32 protein-coding genes, 1 tRNA gene and 1 pseudogene are annotated in these 26,467 nt (G+C 58.4%); 21 read left to right on the forward strand and 13 right to left on the reverse strand.

Annotation, left to right across the window (positions count from 1 at the left end):
- Positions 1–9: 9 nt before the first annotated feature.
- Positions 10–573: a glycine cleavage system protein R gene (locus tag AFK24_RS20005; protein WP_020289402.1), complete on the reverse strand. Its 564-nt coding sequence runs from the start codon at positions 571–573 to the stop codon at positions 10–12.
- A gap of 323 nt (positions 574–896) precedes the next feature.
- Between AFK24_RS20005 and dapA the strand changes: the two genes are divergently transcribed.
- The 5 genes from dapA (at position 897) to AFK24_RS20030 (ending at position 4,589) form a co-directional block, all read left to right on the forward strand.
- Positions 897–1,775, forward strand: a complete 879-nt coding sequence (dapA, locus tag AFK24_RS20010; protein ID WP_020289401.1) for a 4-hydroxy-tetrahydrodipicolinate synthase — start codon at positions 897–899, stop codon at positions 1,773–1,775.
- 17 nt (positions 1,776–1,792) lie between these two features.
- Positions 1,793–2,911 (forward strand): outer membrane protein assembly factor BamC, encoded by a 1,119-nt coding sequence (bamC, locus tag AFK24_RS20015; protein WP_065834868.1) that lies wholly within the window; start codon positions 1,793–1,795, stop codon positions 2,909–2,911.
- On the forward strand, positions 2,912–3,670 hold the full coding sequence (locus tag AFK24_RS20020; protein ID WP_065834869.1) for an MBL fold metallo-hydrolase: 759 nt from the start codon (positions 2,912–2,914) through the stop codon (positions 3,668–3,670).
- Between the two features lie 28 nt (positions 3,671–3,698).
- The gene (gene purC / locus AFK24_RS20025) at positions 3,699–4,409 is read left to right on the forward strand and encodes a phosphoribosylaminoimidazolesuccinocarboxamide synthase (RefSeq protein ID WP_020289398.1); all 711 of its coding nucleotides are present in this window, start codon (positions 3,699–3,701) and stop codon (positions 4,407–4,409) included.
- Positions 4,410–4,499: 90 nt separating this feature from the next.
- A tRNA-Ser gene (locus AFK24_RS20030) sits at positions 4,500–4,589 on the forward strand.
- A 112-nt stretch (positions 4,590–4,701) separates the two neighbouring features.
- Here the strand turns inward: AFK24_RS20030 and AFK24_RS20035 are convergent.
- Together AFK24_RS20035 and AFK24_RS20040 are read right to left on the reverse strand one after the other, a co-directional pair.
- On the reverse strand, positions 4,702–4,995 hold the full coding sequence (locus AFK24_RS20035; protein WP_065834870.1) for an addiction module antidote protein: 294 nt from the start codon (positions 4,993–4,995) through the stop codon (positions 4,702–4,704).
- 2 nt (positions 4,996–4,997) lie between these two features.
- Positions 4,998–5,288, reverse strand: a complete 291-nt coding sequence (locus tag AFK24_RS20040; protein WP_065834871.1) for a type II toxin-antitoxin system RelE/ParE family toxin — start codon at positions 5,286–5,288, stop codon at positions 4,998–5,000.
- Between the two features lie 298 nt (positions 5,289–5,586).
- On the opposite strand from AFK24_RS20040, the gene AFK24_RS20045 reads away from it, so the two are divergent.
- Positions 5,587–5,814 carry a hypothetical protein gene (locus AFK24_RS20045; protein WP_065834872.1) on the forward strand — a complete coding sequence of 76 codons (228 nt, stop codon included), beginning with the start codon at positions 5,587–5,589 and terminating at the stop codon, positions 5,812–5,814.
- Between the two features lie 29 nt (positions 5,815–5,843).
- Here the strand turns inward: AFK24_RS20045 and AFK24_RS20050 are convergent, their stop codons facing one another.
- From AFK24_RS20050 to AFK24_RS20060, 3 genes are read right to left on the reverse strand one after another with little or no spacing between them, the layout of a single operon-like run.
- Entirely contained in the window at positions 5,844–6,494 is a 651-nt protein-coding gene (locus AFK24_RS20050; RefSeq protein WP_065834873.1) for an HAD-IA family hydrolase, read from the reverse strand.
- Between the two features lie 37 nt (positions 6,495–6,531).
- Positions 6,532–6,813, reverse strand: coding sequence for an addiction module antidote protein (locus AFK24_RS20055; RefSeq protein WP_065834874.1), 282 nt, complete (start codon positions 6,811–6,813; stop codon positions 6,532–6,534).
- 2 nt (positions 6,814–6,815) lie between these two features.
- Positions 6,816–7,148, reverse strand: a complete 333-nt coding sequence (locus tag AFK24_RS20060) for a type II toxin-antitoxin system RelE/ParE family toxin (RefSeq protein ID WP_065834875.1) — start codon at positions 7,146–7,148, stop codon at positions 6,816–6,818.
- 331 nt (positions 7,149–7,479) lie between these two features.
- Between AFK24_RS20060 and AFK24_RS20065 the strand changes: the two genes are divergently transcribed.
- From AFK24_RS20065 to AFK24_RS20095, 7 genes and pseudogenes are all read left to right on the forward strand, one after another.
- Entirely contained in the window at positions 7,480–9,168 is a 1,689-nt protein-coding gene (locus AFK24_RS20065) for an NAD-dependent malic enzyme (RefSeq protein ID WP_065834876.1), read from the forward strand.
- Positions 9,169–9,408: 240 nt separating this feature from the next.
- Positions 9,409–9,969 (forward strand): annotated as a pseudogene (locus AFK24_RS20070) (methylated-DNA--[protein]-cysteine S-methyltransferase); the annotation flags it as partial.
- Between the two features lie 188 nt (positions 9,970–10,157).
- Positions 10,158–11,807, forward strand: a complete 1,650-nt coding sequence (locus AFK24_RS20075; RefSeq protein ID WP_065834877.1) for a phosphoethanolamine transferase — start codon at positions 10,158–10,160, stop codon at positions 11,805–11,807.
- Positions 11,800–12,435, forward strand: a complete 636-nt coding sequence (locus AFK24_RS20080) for a class I SAM-dependent methyltransferase (protein ID WP_065834878.1) — start codon at positions 11,800–11,802, stop codon at positions 12,433–12,435. The genes AFK24_RS20075 and AFK24_RS20080 overlap by 8 nt, the downstream gene beginning before the upstream one ends.
- A 133-nt stretch (positions 12,436–12,568) precedes the next feature.
- Entirely contained in the window at positions 12,569–13,702 is a 1,134-nt protein-coding gene (rnd, locus tag AFK24_RS20085) for a ribonuclease D (protein ID WP_065834879.1), read from the forward strand.
- Positions 13,699–13,992, forward strand: a complete 294-nt coding sequence (locus AFK24_RS20090; RefSeq protein WP_065834880.1) for a YcgL domain-containing protein — start codon at positions 13,699–13,701, stop codon at positions 13,990–13,992. Before rnd ends, AFK24_RS20090 begins: the two co-directional genes overlap by 4 nt.
- 121 nt (positions 13,993–14,113) lie before the next feature.
- On the forward strand, positions 14,114–15,046 hold the full coding sequence (locus tag AFK24_RS20095; RefSeq protein ID WP_065834881.1) for a D-2-hydroxyacid dehydrogenase: 933 nt from the start codon (positions 14,114–14,116) through the stop codon (positions 15,044–15,046).
- A 147-nt stretch (positions 15,047–15,193) separates the two neighbouring features.
- On the opposite strand, the gene AFK24_RS20100 is transcribed toward AFK24_RS20095, so the two are convergent.
- Positions 15,194–15,787 carry a nitroreductase family protein gene (locus tag AFK24_RS20100; protein ID WP_065834882.1) on the reverse strand — a complete coding sequence of 198 codons (594 nt, stop codon included), beginning with the start codon at positions 15,785–15,787 and terminating at the stop codon, positions 15,194–15,196.
- Positions 15,788–15,996: 209 nt separating this feature from the next.
- Here AFK24_RS20100 and AFK24_RS20105 point away from each other — a divergent pair, with 209 nt between their 5' ends.
- Positions 15,997–16,446 carry a YcgN family cysteine cluster protein gene (locus AFK24_RS20105; RefSeq protein ID WP_065834883.1) on the forward strand — a complete coding sequence of 150 codons (450 nt, stop codon included), beginning with the start codon at positions 15,997–15,999 and terminating at the stop codon, positions 16,444–16,446.
- Positions 16,447–16,618: 172 nt separating this feature from the next.
- On the opposite strand, the gene AFK24_RS20110 is transcribed toward AFK24_RS20105, so the two are convergent.
- The 4 genes from AFK24_RS20110 to AFK24_RS20125 form a co-directional block, all read right to left on the reverse strand.
- Positions 16,619–16,996 (reverse strand): YgaP family membrane protein, encoded by a 378-nt coding sequence (locus AFK24_RS20110; RefSeq protein ID WP_065834884.1) that lies wholly within the window; start codon positions 16,994–16,996, stop codon positions 16,619–16,621.
- A 90-nt stretch (positions 16,997–17,086) separates the two neighbouring features.
- The gene (locus AFK24_RS20115) at positions 17,087–17,572 is read right to left on the reverse strand and encodes an RNA methyltransferase (protein WP_065834885.1); all 486 of its coding nucleotides are present in this window, start codon (positions 17,570–17,572) and stop codon (positions 17,087–17,089) included.
- A 53-nt stretch (positions 17,573–17,625) separates the two neighbouring features.
- Entirely contained in the window at positions 17,626–18,000 is a 375-nt protein-coding gene (locus AFK24_RS20120) for a YajD family HNH nuclease (RefSeq protein WP_065834886.1), read from the reverse strand.
- Between the two features lie 68 nt (positions 18,001–18,068).
- On the reverse strand, positions 18,069–18,755 hold the full coding sequence (locus AFK24_RS20125; protein WP_020289378.1) for a spermidine synthase: 687 nt from the start codon (positions 18,753–18,755) through the stop codon (positions 18,069–18,071).
- A 104-nt stretch (positions 18,756–18,859) separates the two neighbouring features.
- Here AFK24_RS20125 and AFK24_RS30085 point away from each other — a divergent pair, with 104 nt between their 5' ends.
- Positions 18,860–19,144 (forward strand): hypothetical protein, encoded by a 285-nt coding sequence (locus AFK24_RS30085; protein ID WP_080482226.1) that lies wholly within the window; start codon positions 18,860–18,862, stop codon positions 19,142–19,144.
- Positions 19,145–19,158: 14 nt separating this feature from the next.
- Here the strand turns inward: AFK24_RS30085 and AFK24_RS20130 are convergent, their stop codons facing one another.
- Positions 19,159–19,626 (reverse strand): cyclic nucleotide-binding domain-containing protein, encoded by a 468-nt coding sequence (locus tag AFK24_RS20130; protein WP_065834887.1) that lies wholly within the window; start codon positions 19,624–19,626, stop codon positions 19,159–19,161.
- A gap of 86 nt (positions 19,627–19,712) precedes the next feature.
- A complete protein-coding gene (locus AFK24_RS20135) occupies positions 19,713–21,773 on the reverse strand; it encodes a S9 family peptidase (protein WP_065834888.1) in 2,061 nt (686 codons plus the stop codon).
- Positions 21,774–21,917: 144 nt separating this feature from the next.
- On the opposite strand from AFK24_RS20135, the gene AFK24_RS20140 reads away from it, so the two are divergent.
- The 6 genes from AFK24_RS20140 (at position 21,918) to AFK24_RS20165 (ending at position 26,448) form a co-directional block, all read left to right on the forward strand.
- On the forward strand, positions 21,918–22,397 hold the full coding sequence (locus AFK24_RS20140) for an MFS transporter (RefSeq protein ID WP_065834923.1): 480 nt from the start codon (positions 21,918–21,920) through the stop codon (positions 22,395–22,397).
- Between the two features lie 50 nt (positions 22,398–22,447).
- Entirely contained in the window at positions 22,448–23,221 is a 774-nt protein-coding gene (locus AFK24_RS20145) for a class II glutamine amidotransferase (protein WP_065834889.1), read from the forward strand.
- A 29-nt stretch (positions 23,222–23,250) separates the two neighbouring features.
- Positions 23,251–23,772: a DUF2937 family protein gene (locus tag AFK24_RS20150; protein WP_065834890.1), complete on the forward strand. Its 522-nt coding sequence runs from the start codon at positions 23,251–23,253 to the stop codon at positions 23,770–23,772.
- A 299-nt stretch (positions 23,773–24,071) separates the two neighbouring features.
- Complete coding sequence (locus AFK24_RS20155) at positions 24,072–24,824, forward strand: 5-oxoprolinase subunit PxpA (protein WP_065834891.1); 753 nt, start codon at positions 24,072–24,074, stop codon at positions 24,822–24,824.
- Positions 24,821–25,525: a 5-oxoprolinase subunit B family protein gene (locus AFK24_RS20160; protein ID WP_065834892.1), complete on the forward strand. Its 705-nt coding sequence runs from the start codon at positions 24,821–24,823 to the stop codon at positions 25,523–25,525. The genes AFK24_RS20155 and AFK24_RS20160 overlap by 4 nt, the downstream gene beginning before the upstream one ends.
- Complete coding sequence (locus tag AFK24_RS20165) at positions 25,522–26,448, forward strand: biotin-dependent carboxyltransferase family protein (RefSeq protein WP_065834893.1); 927 nt, start codon at positions 25,522–25,524, stop codon at positions 26,446–26,448. The genes AFK24_RS20160 and AFK24_RS20165 overlap by 4 nt, the downstream gene beginning before the upstream one ends.
- Positions 26,449–26,467: the final 19 nt, after the last annotated feature.

Raw genomic sequence — 26,467 nt, forward strand, 5'->3', positions numbered from 1 at the left:
GAAACTTCCTTACATTGGGGCTTGTGGGCGCCACGGTTCGATCAGCGCATCGAGGTTCAACGCATCGGCGAAATCAAGGAATTGATCGCGCAGCCAGCTGATCTGAATGCCGGCGGGCAGGGTCACGGTAAACGTCGCATTGAGCATGGTGCCGCCAGTTTGCGGCGCCAGGTAGGTGTCGCAGATCAGGTTTTCCAGCTCGACGTTGTGGTCCATGAAAAACTGGCACAGCTCATTGATGATGTCCGGGCGATACGCAGAACTGACGTAAGCCACGTAAGGCAGCGCCTCAGGACGACTTTCGAGGGTGGCGCTGCGCACGACGCTGGTCGTGAAGGCGTGCTTCTTCGACAGGCCGGGCAGGCCGGTCTCCATACGAGCCAAGGCGTCCCAGCTACCGGAAATCTGCAGCACCAGCGCACTGTATTCACCGTGCCGGGTCAGGCGTGAGCTGACCACCGAGCAACGGTTTTCATGACTGGCGCGGCACAGAACGTTGGTCAGCTCCATGGGGTTTGCGCCAAGGGCACTGATGACAAGGAATTGTTCGCGAACTGTGGGGGTGGACGACATGCAGCATTCCTAGACGATGAGCGGTCGGTACATTTTGGCTTGCTGGACCCTTTCATTGATCGACAGCGCCGGACATCAACCATAACCCCGACGGGGTGCGTCTGCATAATGAAGACGTAGCAGGCCGCAACAGCGCTGGAGCAGGGGTTCTGACGATTAAATCGATCAAAAGAGCGAGGCAAGCAGGTGACCAGTACCGATCAAAGAACGAAGGGTAGCGAAAACCATCGCTCAGGGGAATGCTCACAGTACGGTACTTCGCTTGTGCAAGGCTGATAGCGCCAGTACCATTACCGCTCTCTTTTTCCGGCAGGAGCGGTTGCATGATTGCGGGCAGTATGGTGGCACTGGTCACACCCATGGATGCACAGGGACGTCTGGACTGGGACAGCCTGAGCAAACTGGTGGACTTCCACCTGCAAGAGGGCACCAACGCCATTGTTGCCGTTGGCACCACAGGTGAATCGGCCACGCTCGATGTGAATGAACACATCGAGGTGATCCGTCGCGTGGTTGCCCAGGTTGCAGGGCGTATTCCTGTCATCGCTGGCACTGGCGCCAATTCGACGCGCGAAGCGATCGAACTGACGACCAATGCCAAGAACGCCGGCGCAGACGCCTGCCTTCTGGTGACTCCTTACTACAACAAGCCGACTCAGGAAGGCCTGTACCAGCATTTCCGGACTATCGCCGAAGCCGTCGATATTCCGCAGATCCTGTACAACGTGCCTGGCCGAACGGCTTGCGACATGCTGGCCGAGACGGTCATTCGTCTGTCCACCGTGCCGAACATCATCGCCATCAAGGAAGCCACGGGCGACCTGCAGCGCGCCAAGGACATCCTGGCTGGCGTGAGCAGCGACTTCCTGGTGTATTCCGGCGATGACGCGACTGCCGTCGAACTGATGCTGCTGGGCGGCAAGGGCAATATTTCCGTGACGGCCAACGTGGCGCCACGGGCCATGAGCGATCTGTGTGCCGCAGCGATGCGTGGCGATGCAGTTACGGCTCGTGCGATTCATGAAAAACTCATGCCGCTCAACAAGACCCTGTTTATCGAATCCAATCCTATCCCCGTGAAATGGGCCTTGCATGAAATGGGTTTGATGCCGGACGGTATCCGTCTGCCGCTCACCTGGCTCAGCCAAGCCTGTCACGAACCGCTGCGTCAGGCCCTGCGCCAGTCCGGCGTCCTGGTTTAATGAGGAAGCACTACGCAATGAAGCGATTGGCCGGACTTTCCGCACTAGCCTTGATTATCTCCAGTACCAGTGGCTGCGGTTGGCTATGGGGTGAAGATGGTTACTTCCGCGATCGCGGCAGTGATTACCTGGAAGCGACCCAGACAGCACCGATGCAGCTGCCTGCCGGCGTTTCGGAAACCAAACGTCTGGACCCGCTGCTGCCGATTCCGCGCAACGTCACTGATGACGCGCAGAAAGGCGGCGAATTCGTGGTTCCTCGTCCGCAGCCGCTGTCCGTAACTGCCGATGCCAGCGACTTCAGCCTGCAAAAAAGCGGCGATGCTCGCTGGGTGCTTGCCCAGCGTGCGCCCGCCGAAGTCTGGCCAGTGGCGCATCAGTATTTCGAAGATAACGGCTTCCGTATTGCTGAAGACCGTCCGCAGACCGGCGAATTCAGCACCACCTGGCAGCGTCTGGACGAGCTTTCCGCGTCCGTCGCCAAGCGTCTGAGCGCCACCGGCACTGCTGCTGATGCAGAAACCCGCGTGCGGGTTCGTATCGAACCGGGCGTACAGCGCAACACCAGTGAAATCTACGTCGTGAGCATCCAGCGTCCAGCTGGCAGCACCGCCGAAGTCGATTTCCCGACGCGCACCACCAATCTGGGCCTCGATTCGGCGCTGACCGACGACATGCTGGCCACGCTGAGCCGTAGCGCAGAACAAGGCGGTTCGGTATCGCTGGTCGCAGCACGCGACTACGACACCCCAAGCCGAGTAGCACTGACCGAAGACGGCAGCGGCAACCCGGTTCTGAACGTAGGTTCGGATCTGGATCGCGCGTGGTCCAGCGTGGGTCGTGCATTGAATCAGGGTGAGTGGCGCGTTGAAGACATCAACCGCAGCCTGGGCCTTTACTACATCAACCTTGCCGAGAAAGCCAAGACACCTGAAAACGAGCCCGGCTTCTTCGGTCGTCTTTTCGGTAGCAAGGAAAGCAAGGAAGAGATCGATGCCCGCGCCGAGCGCTATCAGGTTCGCCTGAGCAAGGTGGGCGACAGCGTGCAGGTAACCGTCGAGAAGAACATCAACACCGTCGCGCCGGCAGACATTGCCCGTCGTGTACTGGGTGTCATTCAAGACAACCTGGGTTAAGTGCGTTTCGCAGTATTAGGCAGCGGCAGCCGAGGGAACGGCACGCTGGTCGCAAGCAATGACACGTATGTGCTGGTCGATTGCGGTTTCTCATTGCGAGAAACCGAGCGGCGCCTGGCTCGACTCGGGATCAGTGCCCATCAGTTGAGCGCGATTCTGGTAACCCACGAACATGCCGATCATGTGCATGGCGTGGGTTTGCTGTCTCGGCGCTACAATCTGCCGGTCTACCTGAGCAGTGGCACGTCGCGCGGGATGCGCAAACCGATCGAGGCTGCCGGGTTCCTCGTGGGTGGTCAGGCTTTGCAGTTGGGGAGCTTGAACATCGATGTGGTGTCCGTGGCCCACGATGCGCTGGAACCGACGCAGTTCGTCTTCAATGACGGCCAGCGTCGATTCGGCTTGCTGACCGATCTTGGCTCGTACTGTCCGTCAGTGCTGCAAAGCTACCAGGGCCTGGACGCGTTGATGATCGAGGCCAACCACTGCCGGGACATGCTTGCCCGTGGTCACTATCCGTACTTCCTGAAGCAGCGGGTCGGTGGCGACGAAGGACATTTGAACAACCATCAGGCCGCAAACCTGGTGAATGAACTGGGATGGCAAGACCTGCAGCATCTGGTCCTGGCCCATCTGAGCAGCAAGAACAATCTGCCGCATCTGGCCCGGCAATGTTTCGTCGACACCCTCGGGTGCGATCCGGACTGGCTACAATTGGCCGATCAAGATTCAGGGCTCGACTGGCGACATATCGCCTAGCCCAACTACTTAGCAAGCGGAGCCCATCATGGAAAAACGTGAAGAACTCTACCGCGGCAAAGCCAAATCGGTGTACACCACCGACGACGCTGACCGCTTGATCCTGCTGTTTCGCAACGACACTTCGGCGTTCGACGGCAAGCGCATCGAACAGCTGGACCGCAAAGGCATGGTGAACAACAAGTTCAACGCCTTCATCATGCAGAAGCTCGAAGAAGCGGGCGTTCCGACCCAGTTCGACAAGCTGCTGGGCGACAATGAATGCCTGGTCAAGAAACTCGACATGATCCCGGTCGAATGCGTCGTGCGTAACTACGCCGCTGGCAGCCTGGTCAAACGCCTGGGTATCGAAGAGGGCACCAAGCTCAATCCGTACACCTTCGAACTGTTCCTGAAGAACGACGCCATGGGCGACCCGTTCATCAACGAATCCCACGTCGTGGCGTTCGGCTGGGGCACCGCCGAGCAACTGGTTCGTATGAAAGAACTGTCGCTCAAGGTCAACGAAGTTCTGAACAAGCTGTTCGACGACGCTGGCCTGCTGCTGGTGGACTTCAAGCTCGAATTCGGCGTATTCCACGGCGAAATCGTCCTGGGCGACGAATTCAGCCCTGACGGCTGCCGCCTATGGGACAAGGAAACCCGCAAAAAGATGGACAAGGACCGCTTCCGCCAGGGCCTCGGTGACGTTATCGAAGCCTACGAAGAAGTCGCCAACCGTCTGGGCGTTCCGCTTTAACCCGAAAAAACGTGCAAGCGCTTGATAGCACAAAATAAATTAGCAAAAAGGTTCGCCTTCTGCGTTTGAGCTGTTATGATGCGCGCCGTTGGAGAGATGCCAGAGTGGCCGAATGGGACGGATTCGAAATCCGTTGTACTGGCGACAGTACCTAGGGTTCAAATCCCTATCTCTCCGCCATACAAATGAAAGCCCCAGAAGTTATGCTTCTGGGGCTTTTGCATTTGGGAAAAATTTGGGGAATGGTGATTGGCTTCTCAACCTTCCTGCAGTATTCGCAACCGGGCTCCGGTTACAAATGACTGGTTGTCCTGGCATGCAACTCTATGCCCATCGCACGCATTACTTTGATTATGGTGTCAAATCGTGGCTTCGCACCCGGAGCCAGCGCCTTGTACAGGCTGGCTCGGCCCAGGCCCGAATCCTTGGCAATTTGTGCCATTCCACGGGCTTTGGCTACATGCCCAACAGCTCGGATCAGTTCGTCGGTGTCGCCGTCAGCAAGGACTTGGGTAAGGTACTCGTTGATTGCCTCGTCGCTATCGAGGATTGCCGTCATATCAAACGGCACCAGAGTGGTGGTCATGATCAAACCTCCTTAGCCACTGTTTTCGCCTGCTTGATGTCAGCAGGCTGAGTTGATTTATCGCCGCCGACCAGCAGAACGATAATAGTCCTGTTCCTTGTGGTGAAATAGATTCTGTAGCCAGCGCCAACAGCTACCCGCATCTCGGATACTCCTTCGCCTACAGACTTCACATCGCCTAGATTGCCTGCAGACGCGCGTTCGATTCGGCGTGCAATGGCGATTTTTGCCTGGATGTCTCGCAATGTCGCGTGCCATTGAGCAAAAATGCTTGTTTGCCGAATCGTGTACATATAAGGGTAGTGTATCCAAATGAAGACAGTTTGTGTGCAGCGGTTTGTCTGATTGTCCAAGACAGTTGAATCATGATCGTTCAGTCACAACCGCCGTTTACGCGACAAATTGCGCCGTGCATGACGAGGAGGCTTTGGGGTAGCTTAATTGACACCTGACAGCGCACGAGGTGAATATCTATCGCAGACGCCAAATGGAATTGGCTGATAATGACTTCGAGCCCGCGCAACAGGCTCGCATTCAGGGCACAGGCGGAATGGCAGCTGCCCGCTCAAGAAACCAGGGCAGGAAATCACGATGACAAACGCCGAGCTCGAAAAAATTCAAATCGAGATCACCAAACTGGCAGCCGAAACCCGCAAGCTGGTTGCCGAGGCTGGCAAGCTTAGCGCCGAGTCAGGCAAGCTCTATGCCGAGGCCGGAAAGATGACTCGCGAAACATTCTGGTATCCCGTGGCAATCGCCAGCGGCATGATTGCTGCGACGGTCGCCGTGACCACACTGGTCATCAAATTACTTAACTAACCCCCCGACAACCCCGCAGCTTTCCCGTTTCAGTCTCGTATCAATCCAAGACCTTGCGCGTTAAGCACTGCCTTCAGCCCTTCATAATTCGCCAGCGTCGCATGTGCCGTCGTGATCGCCTGCTCGTGCGTCGCAGTAATCACTACCACACTAGCGCCTGCCGCTTCTGCTGCAGCAATCCCGGCTGGCGCGTCTTCGAAGACCAGACAATCCTTGATATCGACGCCCAGCCGTTTGGCGGCGAGGAGGAAGCAATCCGGCGCGGGTTTGCCTTGGCTGACGTCTTCGGCAGTGATCAGGTTGACGGGCAGTTCCAGGCCTGCGGCTTTCAGGCGTGCTTCGGCCAGGGCGCGTGGAGCAGAGGTGACGATGGCCCAGCGTTCCGCAGGCAGCGAAGCGAGGAAGCTGGCAGCGCCAGCAACGGATACGACACCTTCCACGTCCTCGATTTCGGCTTGGGATATGCCCTCAGCCTCAGTGATCGGGTCGAGTCCCGGCAGGTTCAGGCGGCGGATGGTGTCGACGCTGCGCACGCCATGAATGGTCGGCAAGAAGGCTGCGACGTCCAGATCGTGCCGCTGCGCCCAAATCGTCCAGACCCGCTCGGCTGCGATGATCGAGTTGAGGAGGGTGCCGTCCATGTCGAACAGGAAAGCTGAAAAGCGTTTTTGGTCAAGCATGTACTACCTCACGGTGATAGTGGTTGTGCGGGGACGTCTAAGGCCGTTGAGCGATCAACTTGATTCCCAGCGCGTTGAGCACCTTTAACACTGTGTCATAGCGGGGTTTGGCACCTGGGGCCAGGGCTTTGTACAAGCTCTCCCGACCCAGGCCGGTTTCGCGCGCCAATCGGCTCATTCCATGTGCTTTAGCCGCCTCGGTCAAGGCCCGCAGGAATACATCGGGGTTTTCATCCTCAAGTGCCGCAGTCAGAAACTCGTGAATGGTTTCTTCATCACTTAGGTAAGTAGACGCCTGGAATGGGGTTAGTTGGCTCATTGCTATAGCTCTCGCTCGATTGTGTTCAAAATCTGTCTGGCATGTTTTATGTCGCGCCATTGCGAGGATTTGTCCCCGCCGCACAGCAGCAGATAAACCGTTGCGTCCCGGCGCGAGTAATACACTCGATAGCCTGGCCCGGTATGGATCCTCATTTCATTGACGCGATCACCGACCATCTGCGTATCACCGAAATTCCCCATTTCGGCAGCAACCAGTCGCGCCGCAATCCGCGCTTTTGCTTTAGGGTCCTTCAGATTGCTCATCCATGAGTTGAACTCTGCCGTGACAAGGAGTGAATATCGGGCCTGAGAAGTGTATTCCTTCGGATACATAATCGACAATGTCTTCTGGTCTGAAAGGTCCTGATCATTCCAGCTTCAAACGGCGGGCTTCGCCAATCTCGCGTATTTGCAAAATAATTCAGGGCTGCGGCTGGCGGTCGTGTGCTGCTCGGCGAAGATACTTCGCATTTCTTTGCCATCCTTTAGCCATGTAGTAGCGGCGAAATGTCGCAACACGACTTGGCGCGAGTAAGATATGCACCTTGATTTCACTGCCCCGATTTTTCGTGGCTGGCCCTGATGCGCTCTTGAAGAGATTCCAGCGGCCAGCCACGGCGGTACGAACCGAACACGAGTAGACGAGAAAAGGCGATAACTGAAAATGACCAAGACTTCGCGACCTTTATATATTTCCTATGCTGGCCCTTCGCTGCTGGAAATGCCCCTGCTGAACAAGGGCAGTGCTTTTACCCCGCAAGAGCGGGTCGAGTTCAATCTGATCGGGCTGCTGCCGCAGAACGTCGAGACCATCGAAGAGCAAGTCGCACGGGTCTTCAGCCAGTACAACCAGTGCGCGAGCGACCTGGACAAGCACATCTACCTGCGTTCGATCCAGGACAACAACGAGACGTTGTTCTTCCGCCTGCTGGATTCGCACCTGGATGAAATGCTGCCGATCATCTACACGCCGACGGTTGGCCAGGCGTGTCAGGAGTTCTCGAAAATTTACCGCACGCACCGGGGCCTGTTCATTTCCTACCCGGAACGCGACCGTATCGACGACATCCTGCGCAGCGCCACCAAAGACCGCATCAAGATCATCGTGGTCACCGACAGCGAACGCATTCTGGGTCTGGGCGACCAGGGCATCGGCGGCATGGGCATTCCAATCGGTAAATTGTCGCTGTACACCGCATGCGGCGGGATCAGCCCGGCGTACACCTTGCCTATCGTGCTGGATGTCGGCACCAATAATCAGGAACTGCTCGACGACCCGATGTACATGGGCTGGCGCCACAAGCGTGTGACGGGCAAGGAATACGAAGACTTCGTCGCGCTGTTCATCGAAGCTGTTCAGCGTCGCTGGCCGGACGTATTGCTGCAGTTCGAAGACTTCGCCCAGACCAACGCCATGCCGCTGCTGGAAAAGTACCGCGACGAGCTGTGCTGCTTCAACGACGATATCCAGGGCACCGCATCGGTTGCCGTGGGTACGCTGCTCGCCGCCTGCAAGGCCAAGAATGAAACCCTCGGCCAGCAACGCGTGGTGTTCCTCGGCGCGGGCTCTGCCGGTTGCGGGATTGCCGAACACATCATTGCCGCGATGGTGATTGAAGGCTTGAGCGAAGCCGAGGCACGCAAACGCGTGATGATGGTCGACCGTTTCGGCTTGTTGACCGACAGCATGGATAACCTGCTGGACTTCCAGAAGAACCTGGCCCAAAAAGCGGGCGACATCGCTGGCTGGTCAAGCAGCGAAGGCTATCCGGAACTGCTGGATGTGGTCAGCAATGGCAAGCCGACCGTGTTGATTGGTGTATCCGGCCAGCGTGGCCTGTTCACCGAGCAAATCATTCGCGAAATGCACAAACACTGCGCCAAGCCTTTGGTCATGCCGCTGTCCAACCCGACTTCGAAAGTGGAAGTGACCCCGCAGGAAGTCCTGACCTGGACCAACGGCGATGCATTGGTCGCAACCGGTAGTCCGTTTGCTCCGGTGACTGTAGGCGATCGCACGTTCCATATCGCGCAATGCAACAACTCCTACATCTTCCCTGGTATCGGCCTTGGTGTGATTGCGTGCAAAGCCACGCGGATCACCGACAAGATGCTGATGGCTGCGTCCAACGCGCTGGCTGAATGCTCGCCGATGGTCACGGGCAAGGGCGATGCGGTATTGCCGCCGCTGAAAGAGATTCAGGAAGTCAGCCGCAAGATCGCCCTGGCGGTTGCCAAGCAGGCCCAGGCCGATGGCGTGGCGCTGGAGACCACTGAAGAGATGTTGGTCGAGGCTATTCAGCGTAACTTCTGGATGCCGAACTATCGGTCGTATCGTCGCAGCGCTGTTTAACGCTCGACGCAGGACCTGAGGCCGCCGCAAGGAAACTTGCGGCGGCCTTTTTTGTGCTGCCAGAAACGGGCTGACGATTCTGCACTAGAGCGCCGCCGGCAAGCGGCATAAACTCGGCCCATGAATCTATCCATCGAACCTGCGCCGTTGTCCTACGCCGATAAGCTCAAAGCCATGCTGGATGGCGACAATCGCTACGACGGCGAGCTTTTCAGTTCGGCGCCAGCCACTGGCCGCAAGACTTCCGCCCAGACCAAGCCACGCGAGCCGTTGCACTTCATGCGCCTGTCCACGCCGCTGGGGCCCATGCTTGCCATGGCGGAACAACGTGGTCTGGTGATGCTTGAGTTTCTTGATCGGCCGATCCTGATGCGTGAACTCGAAGAGCTGCGCGCTCGATTCGGCTACGCGATAACGCAAGGGAATAACCCGCATCTGGAGCAGATCGAGGACGAGCTGGCACGTTATTTCGCTGGCACCTTGACCCGTTTCGACGTCGCGCTGCATACGCCTGGCAGTGTTTTCCAGAATCAGGTCTGGAGTGCATTGCGCCAGGTGCCGTATGGCACAACCTGCACCTATGGGCAGATCGCCATTCTATTGGGCAAGCCGAGCGCCAGTCGCGCGGTAGGGTTAGCGAACGGGAGTAATCGCATGTCTATCGTCTTGCCTTGCCATCGAGTGATCGGCGCCGATGGCTCGCTGACCGGTTATGGCGGCGGCAAGCCACGTAAGGAGTTCCTCCTGCGTCTGGAACGTGTGGCGATCCAGATGGCGGATCAACAACAGCTCGCGTTCTAAGCCGGCTTGCCGCGCTAAGGTTTTGAGTTCTAGTGGATTTTTCCTACCTGAAAAGAAGCTGAACAAGACTATTTGTTCGCATCCTTTTCACAAAAAATTGATGGCTGCCTGACTAAAGTTTGCTACGTCGGAGGAGTTGCCTGACTTGCGCCGCTCTGACGTATTTCAACTCATAAAAGCAGACTGTCATGCTGAAAGTTAAAGCCATGCGCCCCGAGCTTGTAACCCTGCTCGCCAGCAGTTTTTTATTGTTCGCGTTCAACGTGACGCTATGGAAACACTTGTTCGCGATCACCGCTTCCGACTGGAAGGGGGTTGCCATGCGCGCCGCGTTCGGCGTGATGATTTTTTGCGTGTTTAATATCTTTCTGACCTTGTTTGCGTTTAAGCGAACGTTAAAGCCTGTTCTGATCCTGTTGTTTTTTATCAGTGCCGGCGTTGCTTACTTTATGAGTGAGTACGGCGTAATGATTGACGCCGGGATGTTTCGTAATTTTGCAGAAACCAACGCGACTGAAGCGCAAGGCCTGTTATCTATAAAGTTGGGCCTCTATATTGTATTTCTGGGTTTGCTGCCATCGTTATTATTGCTCAAGACCCCAGTTAATTATCGCCGCTGGCACCGGGAATTGATCAGCAAGATATTGGTAAGTGTGGCGTGTGTGGTAGTGATTGGCGGTGTCGCTCTGGCCAACTATCAGGGATTGTCGTCATTGTTTCGTAACCACCATGAGCTGCGCTTGATGGTCGTGCCGAGCAATTACATCGGCGCATCGTTCGGCTATCTGAAAGAACAGGCGGTTTCGGCTCAGCGCCCGTTCCTGGCCGTTGGCGAAGATGCCAGGCTCGCGCCGCAGTGGGCGGAGCGCAAACGCAAATCACTGACTGTGTTGGTGGTGGGTGAAAGCGCGCGTGCCGAGAACTTCGGCATCCTCGGCTACGGCCGTGATACCACGCCCAACCTGAGCAAGGAACAAGGCCTGATCGCTTTTACCGACGTTCACTCCTGCGGCACCGAGACTGCGGTTTCCGTCCCGTGCATGTTTTCCAACATGGGTCGCAAGGATTACAGCGCGGTCAAGGCGAAAAACGAGGAGGGGCTGCTGGACGTCATCAAGCGTGCGGGGCTGAATGTGGTCTGGCGTGACAACCAGTCCGGTTGCAAGGGAACCTGTGATCGGGTGACCTTGCAGGATGTCAGTAACCTCAAGGATCCGGTGCTGTGCGCCAGCAACGAATGTCGGGACGAAATTCTACTTCAGGGCCTACAAAGCTTCATTGATAACCTGGATAAAGACACCGTTCTGGTATTGCACCAGATGGGCAGTCATGGTCCCGAATACTTCAAACGCTATCCCAAAGAGTTCGAGAAGTTTACCCCTGTGTGTGAAAGTAACGCGCTGAACAATTGCACTCGCGAAAGCATCGTCAATGGTTATGACAATACCTTGCTGTATACCGATCATGTGCTGTCGAGCCTTATCAATATCTTGCGCAGTAACCAGGCCAAGGTCGATACCGCGATGCTGTATCTGTCGGACCATGGCGAGTCGCTGGGTGAATACAATCTGTTCCTGCATGGCACACCTTATATGTTGGCGCCGGATCAGCAGAAGCATGTTCCAATGTTTGCCTGGTTTTCCGATGCCTATAAAGCGTCTTTTTCGGTTGACACCGGTTGCCTGCAAAAAGAGCGTAATGCACCGCTAAGTCAGGACAATCTGTTTCACTCCATGCTCGGTTTGCTGGAGGTTAATACCAAGGTCTACAACCCGAGTCTGGATATGTTTGCCGGCTGCCGTGGCTTAGCCAGCAATAGTGTCCTGGCAAATGAATAACGTGGGCGAGAAACCCCGACCGGGGTTCGTCCGGCGATTCAGCCTGTGGCGTGACGAGCAACTGGCGCGCCATGCATTGAAGGTCGCGGGGGAGCCGGGCCTGGTCCTCGATCTGCCGAGCGGTACGGGAAAGTTCTGGTCGGTGCTGGCCGAACACTCCAATCGCGTAATCCTCGCCGGGGATCAATCCGCAGACAAGCTGGCCCTGGCCGAGAATCACTGCCCAACGGCTGTGCTAAAGCGCATCAAGACATTTCAGACCTCAGCGTTTTCCATCGACCTCAACGACAACGCGGTGGACTGCATTTTCTGCATGCGGCTGTTCCACCATATTGCCGATAGCGACGAACGCTCGGAGGTCTTGCGTGAGTTCCACCGCGTCAGCCGCGACACCGTGATTGTTGCGTTGTGGGTCGATGGCAATATCAGGTCGTGGCGTCGCAAGCGCATGCAGATCCAGCGCGATAGTGGCGGACTGCCAGCCGCGAGACGCAGCCGGTTCGTCGTCGGCAGGACTGAGATCAAAGGAGAATTCGAGGCGTCAGGTTTCACGATTCTCGGCCATTACGACTTTCTTCCCGGGTACGCCATGTGGCGGGTATACGTGCTGCGCAAGATCAATCAGTAATCCGGTCACCGGTCGGTTTCGTGCGGATTTTGGCCAAAAGCTCAAGATGAAGATGTTCAACACTTGTAGGACAGATGCGCGGTAAGCCTCCATGGCGATATATACTGCGCGCCATTCTTCATGGGAGAGCCGTGTGGCCATCGATATTCACTGGATTCGCGACGACGCCAGCCTCGCCCGACATTGCGCTCAATGGCAGGCATTGCCTTTTGTCGCCCTCGACACCGAATTCATGCGGGTCGACACCTTTTATCCCATCGCTGCGCTGCTGCAGATTGGTGACGGTTCGTGCGCCTGGCTGATTGATCCGCTGCTCATCAATGATTGGCGTCCCCTGTCTGCGTTGCTGGAAAACCCGGACGTCATCAAAGTGGTCCACGCGTGCAGCGAGGACCTCGAAGTCCTGCTGCGCCTGACGGGCAGCCTGCCAGCGCCATTGTTTGACACCCAACTGGCTGCGGCTTATCTGAACCTGGGCTTCTCCATGGGTTATTCGCGACTGGTGCAGGAGGTGTTGAACATCGACCTGCCCAAGGGCGAAACCCGGTCTGACTGGCTGCAGCGTCCACTGTCGGAAACCCAGATCAGCTATGCCGCAGAAGACGCGGTGCATCTGGCTGAGGTTTACAACATCCTGCGGCCGCGCCTTTCGGACGACAAGTACGCCTGGGTGCTGGACGATGGCGCCGAGCTGGTCGCCAACCTGCGCCGTGAAGTCGACCCTTACGAGGTGTACCGCGAGGCCAAACTGGCCTGGAAGCTGTCCCGCGCTCAATTGGCTGTGCTGCGTGAGCTCTGTGCGTGGCGTGAACGCGAGGCCCGCGCCCGTAACCTGCCGCGTAACCGTATCGTGCGTGAGCACTCGTTGTGGCCGCTGGCCAAGACTCAGCCGGACAATCTCGGTGCGCTGGCAAAGATCGACGACATGCACCCGAAAACCGTACGCCAGGACGGCGAGTTTTTGCTCGACCTGATCAAACGGTCCGGCAGCGTCCCGCCTGAGCAATGGCCCCAGGCATTGCCCGAGCCTTTGCCGATCGACGCCGCGACCCTGCTCAAAAGCCTTCGCGCGCTGGGCCAACGCTACGCCGAGCAACTGGACATGGCTCCAGAACTGATGCTGCGCAAGAAAACCCTCGAAGCACTGCTCAAGAGCGGCTATCCCGACGGGCCTTATCAATTGCCAGAGTCGTTGCGCGGCTGGCGTCGCGACCTGATGGGCCAGGCGCTGCTCGACCACCTGGCCGGTACCGGAGAACAGTCTTGAAGCGTATTTGTTCGATCTATCGCAGCACCAAGAAAAACGAAATGTACCTGTACGTGCTCAAAAGCGACGTACTCAAGCGTGTTCCGGTTGAGCTGATGGTTGCCTTTGGCACGCCGCATCACGCGTTCGATCTGGTGCTCAGCCCGGAGCGTCCACTGGCACGGGAAGACATCCACAAGGTTCTGGAGAACCTCGACAAACAGGGTTATCACCTGCAGATGCCGCCGGCTGAAGACGAATACATCGAGCACTTGCCGGAAGAACTGCTGCGTCGCAACGATCCGATGTGAGCAACCAATTCCCCTGCGCCTGCGGGCCAGGGTGTTCAAACTGCTTTTTGCATACGCGACCCGGATTTGATCAGGCCCGATCTGTCTCAGTCGCCTGTTTTGTTTTTAAAGGTTTTGAGCCATGCGCGTTCTGATTGCTGAACACGATTACCCTATTTACACCCAATTGCTACGCCAGGCTGCTCCGGAACTGGAAGTCATGAGTACCGGCGACTCGGCTGAATTGTCGCGATTGGCGGCCGATTGTCCGGTCTGGCTGGGTCAGCCGGATTTGCTGGCCAACCTGCTGCGCCAAGGCCATACGCCTCAGTGGCTGCAATCGACCTGGGCGGGCGTTACGCCGCTGCTGGTCGACAGCCTGAGCCGCGATTATCGTCTGACCCGTGCCGTGGGCATTTTCGGTCAGGTGATGGCTGAATTCGTTCTGACCTACATGCTCGGCCATGAGCGCGAAGTGCTGGCACGCCTGATGAGTCAGGTTGAGCGCAAGTGGGACAACCGCGCCAGTCAGAGCCTGGCAGGTCGCAAGGTATTGATTGTTGGCGCAGGAGACATCGGCCTGAGCGTTGCGCAATTCCTTACACCCTTTGGCGTGCAGGTCTATGGCATTGCGTCCCAGGCCCGCACCCATGCGCCATTCGTTGAAGTGGCGGCCATGGCGGATCTGGATCGTCTGGTGGGTGAGGTGGATTACGTGATCAATCTGCTGCCGAACACGCCGGAGACCCACGACCTGTTCGATGCCAAGCTGTTCGCCAAATTCAAGCCAACCGGTTTGTTCATCAATGTTGGGCGCGGCGCTGCCGTGGTTGACGCTGATCTGGTCGAGGCATTGAAGGAAGGGCATCTGGCTGGCGCAGTCATCGACGTCTGCCGTCAGGAGCCGTTGCCGCAGCGCCATCCGTTCTGGACTGCATGGGGCTTGCTGCTGACCGGACACAGCGCCGCGCCGACCTCTCCTACGGCCATGGTCGAGTTGTTCCTCGCCAACCTGAAGGCTTTCGAAGCGGGTGAAGCGTTGCGTGGGGAAGTGGATTTCTCGCGGGGTTACTGAGCCGTTTCTGGCCGGTTTTTGTGGGACCGGCCGGGGTGGCGTTCCACTTCATCCGGGAAGGCGTAGGTGCAGACATGTGGATCGTCACTGTCTGCACCGGCCTGTTCGGGAATAAATTCCCTCCTACAAAAACCATTGAATGGCTGCTTACAGCGTGAAATCACCCTCAGCCGCCAGCTCTTCCACCGGACGGCGCGGGCTTGGGACTTCCCGGCCTTGCAGGTATTCAGGCAAGGTCGATTTATCGCCCAGTTTGCCGATCGCCACTGCTGCGTGGATTTCGTAGCCTTCTGGAATATTCAGCTCCTGACGCGTGCGTTCCTTGTCGAAGCCAGCCATGCCGTGGGTGTGCCAGCCGCTCAGGCTCGCTTGCAAGGCCAGATGGCCCCAGGCGGAACCGGTATCGAAGGTATGCCACAGCGCTGGCGACTCTTCAGTCGCGCCGGGTGCAACGAACGTGGTTTTCGAGATCACGATGACCAGCGCCGAAGCGTGTTGCGCCCAGGATTGGTTGAACTCGACCAGCAGGCTCAGGTAACGCGCCCAGTTCGGCGTGTCACGACGGGCGTACAGAAAACGCCAGGGTTGCGAGTTATACGCTGACGGCGCCCAGCGAGCCGCTTCGAAGAAGCTCAACAGGGTTTCCTGCGGAATGCTTTCGCCGGTAAAGGCGCGAGGCGACCAGCGTTCAGTGAATTGTGGATCGATAGGGTGATCGGCGATGCGTGGATTTGTGCTCATGAGAATCCTGAAAAAATAGAATTGCAGACGCTCAAGCAGATGGGCCGTGGACGGCAGGCATCGCGGAAGTCCGGGAGGTAGCGGTCTAAAACTACTGCGCTGCTGGCAATCTGACAAGTCCTGGCTACCGGCAGTCGTAAGCGCTTGGCCCGCGCCCTCTGTGGCACTAGACTGGCGACCTTTTCACTGTTGATGCTGATTGCCGAACCATGGCCGCTAAAGTCGAACCCTTCTGGATACGCAAGACCCTCGATCAGCTCGATTCAACCGAGTGGGAATCGCTGTGCGACGGCTGCGGCCTGTGCTGTCTGCAAAAGCTTGAGGACGAGGACGACAACAGCGTTTATTACACGCGTATCGCCTGCAAGTTGCTGGATCTGAAAACCTGTCAATGCACCGATTACAGCAATCGCCGGGCTTCGGTGCCTGATTGCATTCAGCTCACGCCGGGTCAGGCGGACGAGTTCAAATGGTTGCCGCCGACCTGTGGTTATCGGCTGGTCAGCGAAGGCAAGGACTTGCCGCTGTGGCATCACCTTGTGTGCGGCGATCGCGATGCAGTGCATCGGGAACGCATCTCTCAGTCCGGACGCATGCTCAGTGAAAACAGCGTGGCCGAGGATGATTGGGAAGACTATCTGATCTTTCGCGCGGGCTAGGATTGGTATCTGGCTGAATACCTAATGACCGGTAGGAGGGGACTTGTCCCCGAATACGATGGTCCTGACAACGAAAATCCGGAAGGTTAACGCTGCCTGAACTGCCGCCTTTCGGGGACGAGTCCCCTCCTACCTGATGTTCTATGTTGACTGCACATAGTGTCCGTTGTGCTCAAACCTCAGCTTTAGGCTTGGTCAGTGCATCAACGCCATCGGCAACGACGTTTTCAGCAGTCACTTCCGCCTTGGTTTTCAGCAAGCTCAGTTCATCACCCGCGCGCTTGATGCGCGCTTTGGCTGTGTCCAGATCGCTGCGGCTTTTCTCGATCAGGCTCTTGGCCGAGCAGTGGCCGGTAATGCCGCGTGCCAATACAGCGCCACCAATGGCCAGCTGGATCAAACCGAAGATGCCGCCACGACGCAGGCCTTTGCCCATCATCAATACGCCGCCTGCCAGAGAGCCGACTCGCTCCCAGCCATGAACGTTCTGTGGGGTATGGCTTTGGAATGGGGTGCTGTCGATGCGTTCAATGATCGGGGTGTCGCTCATGATCGTTCTCCATGATGAGATGAATTCGGTTCAGTAAAACTGACTGCCGCCGTTCGGAACTGTTCAATGCATTTGTCAGCAATCGTGCCACTAGTCGGCTTTTTCTCTGCCGAACTGCGGCCCGGAGCGCGTATTGATGCCTTTGGCCATGCGATCGTAAAGCACGACATTGACGGTCGCGGCGAGGTTCATGCAGCCGGTGGTGGGGATGTAGACGACGTCTTCACACCAATCGCGGATTTCCTGGTCCAGCGAGCCATCTTCCGGGCCGAAGATATACAGCGCGCGATCAGGGTGGGTGTATTCGGGCAACGAACGTGCGCCTTCAACCAGTTCCACGGCCACTGGAATACAACCCAGAGGCAAGATGTTTTTCAGGTCATCGATGCCGATCAGGGGGATGTCCTGATGAATTTTCTTGGTGTCGGTCACGAAATCCCGGGCGCGTTCGTAGCGCTTGCCGGTGTAGAACACCGACGCCACGCCATAACAACCCGCTGCACGCATCACGGAGCCGACGTTTTCCGGAGACTTGGGGTTGTACAAGCCGATGCAGGCGTAACGTTTGTTGGCCACGGGGGAAATGCTCGCTGGGAAAAGCGAGCGATTATACGGTGGCCAACCTTGCGTTATTCGTCTTTCTTCATCAACCCTGCCAACGCCGCGAACGGGTTGTGGGTCGCCTTGGCGATTTTCGGGCTGCTGGTGGAGCTTTCCGAGAAATACTGCTGGTCGGTGTAGCGCGAGTGCTCGTTATCGTGACAGTACAGGCACAGCAGCTCCCAGTTGGAGCCGTCCTGCGGATTGTTGTCATGATTGTGGTCGCGGTGATGGACGGTCAGCTCGCTCAGGCGTTTGCCGGCGAACTCACGGGCGCAGCGGCCGCAGACATGCGGGTACATGCGCAGTGCCTTGTCGCGATAACCCATTTCGCGGTCGCGCTGGGCGTCGGCCAGGATGCGATCCAGCTTGGCGGTGTGGGAAGGGGGGTTGGCCGTGCTCATGGGGTCACCTGTGTCATGTTCATTCGTTGAAAACGGTAATGGGCCAAGTCTAGCGCTTCGCGAAGCGTTCAGCCCTTGAGTTTTTCCGCAATCCAGATGGTGTGGCGCGTGCCCTTATTGCCGTGGGCGAAGACTTGCACTTCTTCGGCCTTGAAGCCGGCCTTGCGCAGCTTGTCGGAAAACTTCTGATCCGCACTGGCGGACCATACCGCCAGAATTCCTTTCGGACGCAAGGCCTGGGCGCAGGCGGCGAGTCCGCCGGACGAATACAGCCAGCTGTTGGACTTCTGGGTCAGGCCTTCGGGGCCGTTATCGACGTCGAGCATGATCGCGTCGAAACCGTGGGGTTCGCTCTTCAACACTTGGGCGACGTCACCGATCACCACCTTGGCGCGTGGGTCGAGCAGCGGATTGCCGGACTTCTCGCCCAGCGGGCCGCGATTCCATTCCACAACGCCCGGCACCAGTTCGGCGACCACCACTTCGGCGTTCTTGCCCAGGTGTTTCAAGGCCGAGGCGAGGGTGAACCCCATGCCCAGACCGCCGATCAATACCCGCGGTTGCAGGCGCGGTGCGACCTTCTTGCAAGGGATTTCCGCCAGGGCATCTTCGGAGCCGTGCATGCGGGTGTTCATCAACTGGCCGCCATCGCCGCCCTGGATCTTGATCACGAAATCTTCGCCGTATTCGAACAGGCACAAGGCACCGCCGTTATCGGGAATGGCGGTGGTGTCGAGCAGGACGAAACGTTTCATTGAGCACTCATCGGAAGAAGGCGGTGGCAAAAAGTTGAACGCGGTCTCAAGGCAAGGAGTAGCCTGAGCCGCACAATGTGACAGGCTGGCATGTGAGGCCATTGATGAAAGGTTCTATTCTAACGGCGATTGTCCTGACGACGCTCTCGTTAAGTGTCGTGCAGGCGGACAATCTACAACCGATTTCGCCGGCGCCGGAACCCGGTTCACCGGGCACCGCGACACCAACGCCGTATCCGCAGGTCGTGCCGCCGAGTATTCCCAAGGCTGGTGGGACGCAAGGTAACTCGCCTTTACTGCCCAAAATTGAAATGCCCCGGCCGCCCAAGGATCAGCCGTTACCGACGGTCGAGAGCGGCCCGGCAGACAAGGACAACGTACCCAAATAACGTCGCTGCGCCTGTCAGCTCAGCAACTGGCCATCGACCATGCGCAAGCGTTTGGACAGCGAGGTGGCCAGGGCGCGGATGATCTTTGCGGCGATCTTTGGCGTTTCGTCGAGCATCTTGTCCAGGGAATCCCGCCCCAGATTCAACAGCTGACAGTTCGACGCGGCGACACAGCTGGCCGAACGCCGTTCGCCGTCCAGCACCGCCATCTCGCCGAAAGCCCGGCCGCGACGCAACGTGGCGATTTCCACCGGTTGGCCGTCGGCATTGAGTTTCTGCACCGACACCGAACCCAAATGGATGATGCACATGAATGTGCCAGCATCGCCTTCGCTGAAGATCGCGTCTCCCTGGCTGATTGACGTCATGTTGAAATAGCCGGCTGCGGCCTGAAATTCGGCAGGCAGCAGGGCGTCGAACAGGCCGCAGTCCATGAGCATGTCGCGGATTTCATTGTTCAGGTAAGACGGTTGTTCTGGCATGGCTCGGTCTGGTTATGAATAAGTGCTGGCCGGACGACAGCAAGCGTCCGGCCAGATGTTAGTAAGACAAACATTTCAGGCCGAGTTCAAACGGCCAGCTGCAATACCTTGAAGATAAATCCGTACTCCAGCGCCACATCGCGCAGCCCCTGATAACGCCCGCTCATGCCGCCATGGCCAGCACCCAGCTCGGTCTTGAGCAGCAGGAGATTGTCGTCGGTTTTGTGGGCACGCAATTTTGCCACCCATTTAGCCGCTTCCCAGTACTGCACGCGACTGTCGTTGTAACCGGCGATCACCAGCATCGCCGGATAGGCTTGCGCGCGGACGTTTTCATACGGCGCATAGGCTTTGATACGTGCGTAAACGTCGGGCTGCTGCGGGTTGCCCCATTCGTCGTATTCGGTGACAGTCAGCGGCAGATCCGGATCGAGCATGGTGTTGAGCACATCTACGAACGGCACTTCGGCAATCGCCGCCTTGAACAAGTCAGGACGCTGATTGAGCACCGCGCCGATCAACAGCCCGCCGGCGCTGCCGCCACTGATCACCAGTTGCTCGGCGCGGGTGTGGTTGTCAGCGATCAGATGCTCGGCACAGGCAATGAAATCGTCAAAGGTGTTCTGCTTGTTTTCCTGCTTGCCGTTGCGATACCAGGCTTCACCCAATTCGCCGCCGCCGCGAACGTGGGCGATGGCAAAAGCCACGCCCCGATCCAGCAGGCTCAGGCGCGCATGGGAAAACCACGGGTCGAGGCTTTCACCGTAGGCACCGTAGCCATACAGATAAAGCGGCGTCGGTTGGCCGAGCAGTTCGCGTTTGACCACCAGACTGATGGGGATCTGCGTGCCGTCCTTGCCTGTTGCCCAGATGCGCTGGCTGACATAAGCGTCGGCGTCGAACGGGCCGAGCACCGGGGTTTCCTTGAGCACCACCTGATCGCCTGTCGCCAGAGTCAATTGACGGACTTGCGCCGGGCGATTCAGCGACTGGTAGCGCAGGCGAATCTTGTCGCTGTTGAATTCCAGGGAATCCTGCACGTAGAGGCTGTAGGCAGCGTCCGGCAGTTGCACGCGATAGGCCGGCAAACCTTGTGGGCAAATCTCGATGATCGGCAGGCCACCTTCACGCAGGCTCAGGGTCAAGCCTTTGGCATTCAGGCTAAAGCCATCGAGCATTACGGTTTGGCTATGCGGTACCAGCACCTGCCAGTCGTCGCGGGTGGGTACGCCGCTGGGCTTTTCTGCGGCCTGATACAGCGCGAAGTTGATGCCGCCCTGATTGCTGCGGATCAGCCAGCTCCAGTTGCCGTCCACCTGACCGTGATCCACGGAATATTCGTGACCTTCCGCCCGGGGCGCCATGCACACGAAGGCGTGTTCAGGCTTTTCGGCGTTCAGCACCCAGGCTTCGCTGGTGGTTTTGCTGTCCAGGCCGAGAATCAACTGCCGCTCCGAGCTGCTGCGGTAGCAATGCAGGAAAAACCGCCCGTCCGGCTCGTTGAACACCAGATCCGCCGAGTCATTGCCCAAACGGTGGCGATACAGCTTGTGCGGGCGATGCGTGTCGTCCAGCTCGCCGAAGAACAGAGTCTGGCTGTCGTTGGCCCAGGTCATGCTGCCGTCGCAGTCTTCGAAGGGCAGGGCGCTGACGTTGCCGCTGCTCAACTCCTTGACGTAAAGCTGGTAAACCTCTTCGCCGCTGGTGTCCAGGCTGTAGGCCAGCCGCTGGTGGTCCGGGCTGATGCTGAAAGTGCCCAGGGAAAAGAAACCGCCGCCCGCCAGCTGGTTGGGGTCCAGAAGCATTTCTTCGCGGCTTTCGTCTACCGTTTGCGAGTCGTCCGCCGGGCGCGGGCAGCGATAGTGCCGAGCGTATTCATCGCCCTCGGTGGTGCGGGTGTAATACAGATACGGCCCCCAGGGCGAAGGCAGCGAGAGATCGGTCTCCAGGATGCGGCCCTTGATCTCCTGAAACAGCGTCTCGCGCAATGCTTCCTGATCGGTCAGTTGCGCGTGCTGATACGCATTTTCCGCCTTCAGATAATCCAGCACTTCGTCGCTGTCGCGGTTTTGCAGCCAGGCATAAGGATCGGCGCCATCGGCTTTGTGGGCGATGGGGGCGCTGGAAATCGAATGTGATTGAGACATACGGGGCTCTCATGGGTGGCTGTGCGCTATCGACTGCGCAGTGCCATTTGATGGCAGATGGCATCGATAACTGAAGCCGGGGAAGCCGGGTTGGCGAAAAGCCGTTATCATAAGCGCCTAATTACCTGCCTTACCACGGACGTCATGACCGAGAACGACTATACGATCGCCTGGGGCCTCTACGCATTTGCTGCGTTGGGTTGTCTGCTGGTGTGGTTCCTGATGACACGCTGGATGTGGCGCTACCTGCGTGAGCCACTGCTGGTAATCGCTGCCGTCCTGCTGTTGACCCCGACCATCATTGATCCGGTGAAGGAAAAATTCGCCCCGGCGGTTGCCATCACGGCCCTGGACTTGTTGTTCAAGGTCGGCAGCAATGTCTGGCGTGCGGTGTCTGATCTGGCCATGTACGGCATGATCGCCATTGGCCTGTACCTGCTGTTTGTGCTGATTCGCTGGCCCCTCGAGAAAAGCTGGAAGGCGCGCCATCCGCAAGTCGCCGCCGAGCCAGCGACGCCCGCGCAGGAACCGCAGGACGAGCCGTTCTCCGATGACGACCGCTTTGATCGCAAACCTGCCGCGCCCGGCGCCGGCAGCCGTTCTCGGGTCGAGCCACGTCTGTAGGCGCTGGTCGCCAAACGCGCCGCTGAACGCCCTCAAACGAGAACCTGAACATGTGTGAATTACTGGGCATGAGCGCCAATGTCCCGACCGATATCGTTTTCAGCTTTACCGGGCTGATGCAGCGTGGCGGGCGCACCGGCCCCCATCGCGACGGCTGGGGCATTGCCTTTTACGAGGGTCGCGGCTTGCGTTTGTTCCAGGACCCTGCGGCGAGCAGCGAGTCAGAAGTCGCACAGCTGGTTCAGCGTTATCCCATCAAGAGCGAAGTGGTGATCGGGCACATCCGTCAGGCCAATGTCGGTCGCGTGTGCCTGTCCAATACTCATCCGTTTGTCCGAGAACTCTGGGGCCGTAATTGGTGTTTCGCCCACAACGGTCAGCTCGCGGACTTCACTCCCCGAGCCACGTTCTATCGACCCGTGGGCGACACCGACAGCGAAGCTGCGTTCTGCGATCTGCTCAATCAGGTGCGCGAAGCGTTTCCCGAGCCGGTGGAAATCGAACAGCTGCTGCCGTCGCTGGTCGAAGCCTGCAGCGAATATCGCAGCAAAGGCGTGTTCAATGCCCTGCTCAGCGATGGCGATTGGCTGTTCTGCTTCTGCTCGACCAAGCTGGTGCAAATCACCCGGCGCGCGCCGTTTGGTCCGGCCCGTTTGAAGGACGTGGACGTCATCGTCGATTTCCAGGCCGAAACCACCCCCAATGACGTGGTGACCGTGATTGCCACCGAACCCTTGACCGAAGACGAGATCTGGAATCGCTACGAGCCGGGCCAATGGGCGCTGTGGCGGCGTGGCGAATGCGTTGCCCAGGGCAACGCTTGAGAACATCGACCCAACTGAGAGGGATCTAAATGCTGCGAAGTTATCTGCGATTGGTCTTGTTCACCGTGGGCCTGTTGTTCGGGGTACAGATTCCTGGTTTTGTCAGTGATTACGGCAAGCGTGTCGAAGCGCACCTGATCGAGGCCCAGCAAAGCATCAAGGGCTACAATGCCACTGCCGCGCAGTTCTTCAAAGGCGACGTGCAGGCGCTGATCCAGCATTACCGCGAAAGCGAAGACCCGGTGTTTCGCAGCGATGCCGACAGCATCAACGCGCTGCTGACTCGCACGCAGATCCTCGAACGCGAATGGCTGGCCATGCAAGGTCCGTGGTACGCCAGGGCGCTGCATGTGGCCATCGCCGCCGATGCCGATATCCGTCGCGAAACCTGGAATGGCTACACCTGGCAGGTGCTGCTGGCCCCTGGAGTGATTGCCTGGGGCATTGTCTGCGCGTTGGTCCTGGCGCTGCTGATCGAGACGTTCTTCCTGATGCTTGGTTGGGTCGCCACGGGCGGGCGCCGCAAGCACAGGCTTGAGCGGGACTACTGACACAAACAGTGAACCCGTAGGGCCGGCTTCAGCCGGGAGGACAACAGTTCTGACGATGGAGCTGCTGTGAAAATGCCAGCTTGCTCCCGGCTAAAGCCGGTCCTACGGATCGATTAACATCGCTCATCACTTTTTCTTATCCATCCCACCCGCTTTTATTAGTTGGACGCCACGTCCGCTACCCTCCAAAAATGCGCTGTACCTGACAGGCTCGTCGCAACGCTGCCCTTGAACACAAACGGCGCGTTAGACTCTGGCTTTGTTGTCCGAAATTACTTACGCACACAGGAGATACGCCCATGGGCCGCCTGTTACTGAATTGCGATATCGGCGAAAGTTACGGCGCCTGGACCATGGGCATGGACGCCGAAGTCATGCCGTTCATTGATTGCGCCAACGTCGCCTGCGGTTTTCATGCAGGGGATCCGAGCGTGATGCGCAAGACCGTCAGCCTGGCGCTTGCCAATGATGTAACGATTGGCGCCCATCCGGCCTATCCGGATCTGGTCGGCTTCGGCCGCCGCTCCATGGCGTGCAGCCCGCAGGAAATCCAGGATCTGCTGCACTACCAGATCGGCGCGCTGGACGGCATTTGCCGCGCTCAGGGCGGGCGAGTGCAATACGTCAAACCTCACGGGGCGATGTACAACGACATGATGGCCAATCCCGTTCAGCTGCGTGCGGTCATCGAAGGCATCGCCCGCTATGACGCGCAACTGCCGCTGATGCTGCTGGCGATGCGCGACAACAGCGCCGCACAGGCGATTGCCGACGAGTTTGGCGTACAACTCTGGTTCGAAGCGTTTGCTGATCGGGGTTACGACGCAGAAGGGCGTCTGATGCCGCGCCAACTGCCGAACGCCGTTCACCACGATGCAGAAATCATCATCGCCCAAGCCATGACGCTGGCGCGTGGCGAACCGCTGATTGCCAGCGATGGCACAGCGCTGCACCTCAAGCCGCATACGCTCTGTGTGCATGGCGACAACGCCAGTTCGATTGCGGCCGTGCAGCGCATCCGCCAGGCATTGGACGAGCAGTTCGCCTTATGAAACTGCGTATTGAAGTGGTGGCGATCGATTGCCTGATGGTGCGGCTGTTCGATGCCATCGACGAAACCAACATGCCCTGGATGCTGGCTGCTACGGCCCGCTTGCGGGAGAGTTTCGGCGTGCATCTGGTTGATCTGGTGCCCTCTTACACCACCTTGATGGTGCATTACGATGTGCTCGCCCTGAATCCCGATCAGGCCCGGGAGCTGATCCAACGGGCGCTGCGCGATCTGGCCCCGGACCCGGCGGCGCGAGGTCAGCATCATGTGTTGCCGGTCTGGTACGACCTCAGCGTCGGCCCGGAATTGACTTTATTGGCGCGGCGCAGCGGCCTGGAAATCAGCGAAGTGATTCGTCGTCACTGCGAGCGTGAGTATCAGGTCTTCGCCCTGGGCTTCGCGCCGGGTTTCGCGTTCATGGGTCTGGTTGAAGAAATTCTCGCCGCGCCACGCTTGAACACACCACGTAAGCGCGTCGCGGCGGGCAGCGTCGGCATTGCCGAGCGGCAGACCGCTGCTTACCCGGTGGTTTCCCCCGGCGGCTGGAACCTGATCGGGCGTACACCGAGCAAACTGTTTGATCGCCAACGGGACGGCTACAGCCTGATGCAGCCCGGTGACAGCGTGACTTTCGCTGCAGTCGATCACGCGGAGTTCGTGCGCCTGGGTGGCGATGACACGCCGCTGGAGGTGCAGCCATGAGCGCGCTGTTGATCGAAAACAGCACACCGCTGTGCCTGTTGCAGGACGCCGGGCGTTTTGGCGTACGGCATCTGGGCGTGACTCAGGGCGGAGCGCTGGACTGGGTGTCCATGTCCTGGGCCAATCGCCTGCTGGACAACGCACTGGATGCTGCGGTCGTCGAAATTACGCTGGGTGGTTTGACGTTGCTGGCCGAGGAGGATTGCTGCCTGGCCTTGGCGGGTGCTGACTTGGGCGCGATGCTCGACGACCGGCCGGTCCAGCCATGGCGCAGTTTTTTCGTCGGCAAGGGCCAGCGCCTGCGCTTCAGTCAGCCGCAACTCGGCGCTCGGGCCTATCTGGCCGCACCCGGCGGCTTCGATGCGCCCAAGGTGCTGGGTAGCTGCGCGAGTGTTAGCCGCGAAGAACTCGGTGGGCTGGATGGCTTGGGCAAAGCGTTAGCCAAAGGTGATCGGCTGGGTTATTCAGGGTCGGCTTTCGTACTGCGCACGCTGACCGAACAGCAGATCCCGAATTTCAATGACGCTGCGCCGCTGGACGTGGTCCTTGGTGCGCAAATCGGCGAATTCAGCGGCCTGAGCCTGTTCGACGTATTCAACAACGACTGGACCCTGGACAGCCGCGCCGACCGCATGGGCATTCGCCTGCTGGGGCCGGAACTGATTTATCAGGGCGCGCCGATGATCTCCGAAGGCATTCCCCTGGGCGCGATCCAGGTCCCGCCCGACGGCCAACCCATCGTCCTGCTCAACGACCGACAAACCATCGGCGGCTATCCACGGCTGGGCGCACTGACGCCACTTTCGTTGGCCAGGCTTGCGCAGCGATTGCCGGGAAGTACCTTGCGGTTGAGGCCGATTGTGCAAAACGTTGCGCATCAGCGACATGTTGAGTATTTACGCGGGCTAATCAGCAATTGCTGAGACCTGTAGGAGCCGAGCT

Source organism: Pseudomonas syringae (assembly GCF_001698815.1).
Classification (GTDB): domain Bacteria; phylum Pseudomonadota; class Gammaproteobacteria; order Pseudomonadales; family Pseudomonadaceae; genus Aquipseudomonas; species Aquipseudomonas syringae_A.

What these genes read in the sequence shown, in the direction of transcription:
- AFK24_RS20005 (WP_020289402.1), bottom strand. Translation starts at nt 573, where the DNA reads ATGTCGTCCACCCCCACAGTTCGCGAACAATTCCTTGTCATCAGTGCC.
- dapA (WP_020289401.1), top strand. Translation starts at nt 897, where the DNA reads ATGATTGCGGGCAGTATGGTGGCACTGGTCACACCCATGGATGCACAG.
- bamC (WP_065834868.1), top strand. Translation starts at nt 1,793, where the DNA reads ATGAAGCGATTGGCCGGACTTTCCGCACTAGCCTTGATTATCTCCAGT.
- purC (WP_020289398.1), top strand. Translation starts at nt 3,699, where the DNA reads ATGGAAAAACGTGAAGAACTCTACCGCGGCAAAGCCAAATCGGTGTAC.
- AFK24_RS20035 (WP_065834870.1), bottom strand. Translation starts at nt 4,995, where the DNA reads ATGACCACCACTCTGGTGCCGTTTGATATGACGGCAATCCTCGATAGC.
- AFK24_RS20040 (WP_065834871.1), bottom strand. Translation starts at nt 5,288, where the DNA reads ATGTACACGATTCGGCAAACAAGCATTTTTGCTCAATGGCACGCGACA.
- AFK24_RS20045 (WP_065834872.1), top strand. Translation starts at nt 5,587, where the DNA reads ATGACAAACGCCGAGCTCGAAAAAATTCAAATCGAGATCACCAAACTG.
- AFK24_RS20050 (WP_065834873.1), bottom strand. Translation starts at nt 6,494, where the DNA reads ATGCTTGACCAAAAACGCTTTTCAGCTTTCCTGTTCGACATGGACGGC.
- AFK24_RS20055 (WP_065834874.1), bottom strand. Translation starts at nt 6,813, where the DNA reads ATGAGCCAACTAACCCCATTCCAGGCGTCTACTTACCTAAGTGATGAA.
- AFK24_RS20060 (WP_065834875.1), bottom strand. Translation starts at nt 7,148, where the DNA reads ATGTATCCGAAGGAATACACTTCTCAGGCCCGATATTCACTCCTTGTC.
- AFK24_RS20065 (WP_065834876.1), top strand. Translation starts at nt 7,480, where the DNA reads ATGACCAAGACTTCGCGACCTTTATATATTTCCTATGCTGGCCCTTCG.
- AFK24_RS20075 (WP_065834877.1), top strand. Translation starts at nt 10,158, where the DNA reads ATGCTGAAAGTTAAAGCCATGCGCCCCGAGCTTGTAACCCTGCTCGCC.
- AFK24_RS20080 (WP_065834878.1), top strand. Translation starts at nt 11,800, where the DNA reads ATGAATAACGTGGGCGAGAAACCCCGACCGGGGTTCGTCCGGCGATTC.
- AFK24_RS20095 (WP_065834881.1), top strand. Translation starts at nt 14,114, where the DNA reads ATGCGCGTTCTGATTGCTGAACACGATTACCCTATTTACACCCAATTG.
- AFK24_RS20100 (WP_065834882.1), bottom strand. Translation starts at nt 15,787, where the DNA reads ATGAGCACAAATCCACGCATCGCCGATCACCCTATCGATCCACAATTC.
- AFK24_RS20105 (WP_065834883.1), top strand. Translation starts at nt 15,997, where the DNA reads ATGGCCGCTAAAGTCGAACCCTTCTGGATACGCAAGACCCTCGATCAG.
- AFK24_RS20110 (WP_065834884.1), bottom strand. Translation starts at nt 16,996, where the DNA reads ATGAGCGACACCCCGATCATTGAACGCATCGACAGCACCCCATTCCAA.
- AFK24_RS20120 (WP_065834886.1), bottom strand. Translation starts at nt 18,000, where the DNA reads ATGAGCACGGCCAACCCCCCTTCCCACACCGCCAAGCTGGATCGCATC.
- AFK24_RS20125 (WP_020289378.1), bottom strand. Translation starts at nt 18,755, where the DNA reads ATGAAACGTTTCGTCCTGCTCGACACCACCGCCATTCCCGATAACGGC.
- AFK24_RS30085 (WP_080482226.1), top strand. Translation starts at nt 18,860, where the DNA reads ATGAAAGGTTCTATTCTAACGGCGATTGTCCTGACGACGCTCTCGTTA.
- AFK24_RS20130 (WP_065834887.1), bottom strand. Translation starts at nt 19,626, where the DNA reads ATGCCAGAACAACCGTCTTACCTGAACAATGAAATCCGCGACATGCTC.
- AFK24_RS20135 (WP_065834888.1), bottom strand. Translation starts at nt 21,773, where the DNA reads ATGTCTCAATCACATTCGATTTCCAGCGCCCCCATCGCCCACAAAGCC.
- AFK24_RS20140 (WP_065834923.1), top strand. Translation starts at nt 21,918, where the DNA reads ATGACCGAGAACGACTATACGATCGCCTGGGGCCTCTACGCATTTGCT.
- AFK24_RS20145 (WP_065834889.1), top strand. Translation starts at nt 22,448, where the DNA reads ATGTGTGAATTACTGGGCATGAGCGCCAATGTCCCGACCGATATCGTT.
- AFK24_RS20150 (WP_065834890.1), top strand. Translation starts at nt 23,251, where the DNA reads ATGCTGCGAAGTTATCTGCGATTGGTCTTGTTCACCGTGGGCCTGTTG.
- AFK24_RS20155 (WP_065834891.1), top strand. Translation starts at nt 24,072, where the DNA reads ATGGGCCGCCTGTTACTGAATTGCGATATCGGCGAAAGTTACGGCGCC.
- AFK24_RS20160 (WP_065834892.1), top strand. Translation starts at nt 24,821, where the DNA reads ATGAAACTGCGTATTGAAGTGGTGGCGATCGATTGCCTGATGGTGCGG.
- AFK24_RS20165 (WP_065834893.1), top strand. Translation starts at nt 25,522, where the DNA reads ATGAGCGCGCTGTTGATCGAAAACAGCACACCGCTGTGCCTGTTGCAG.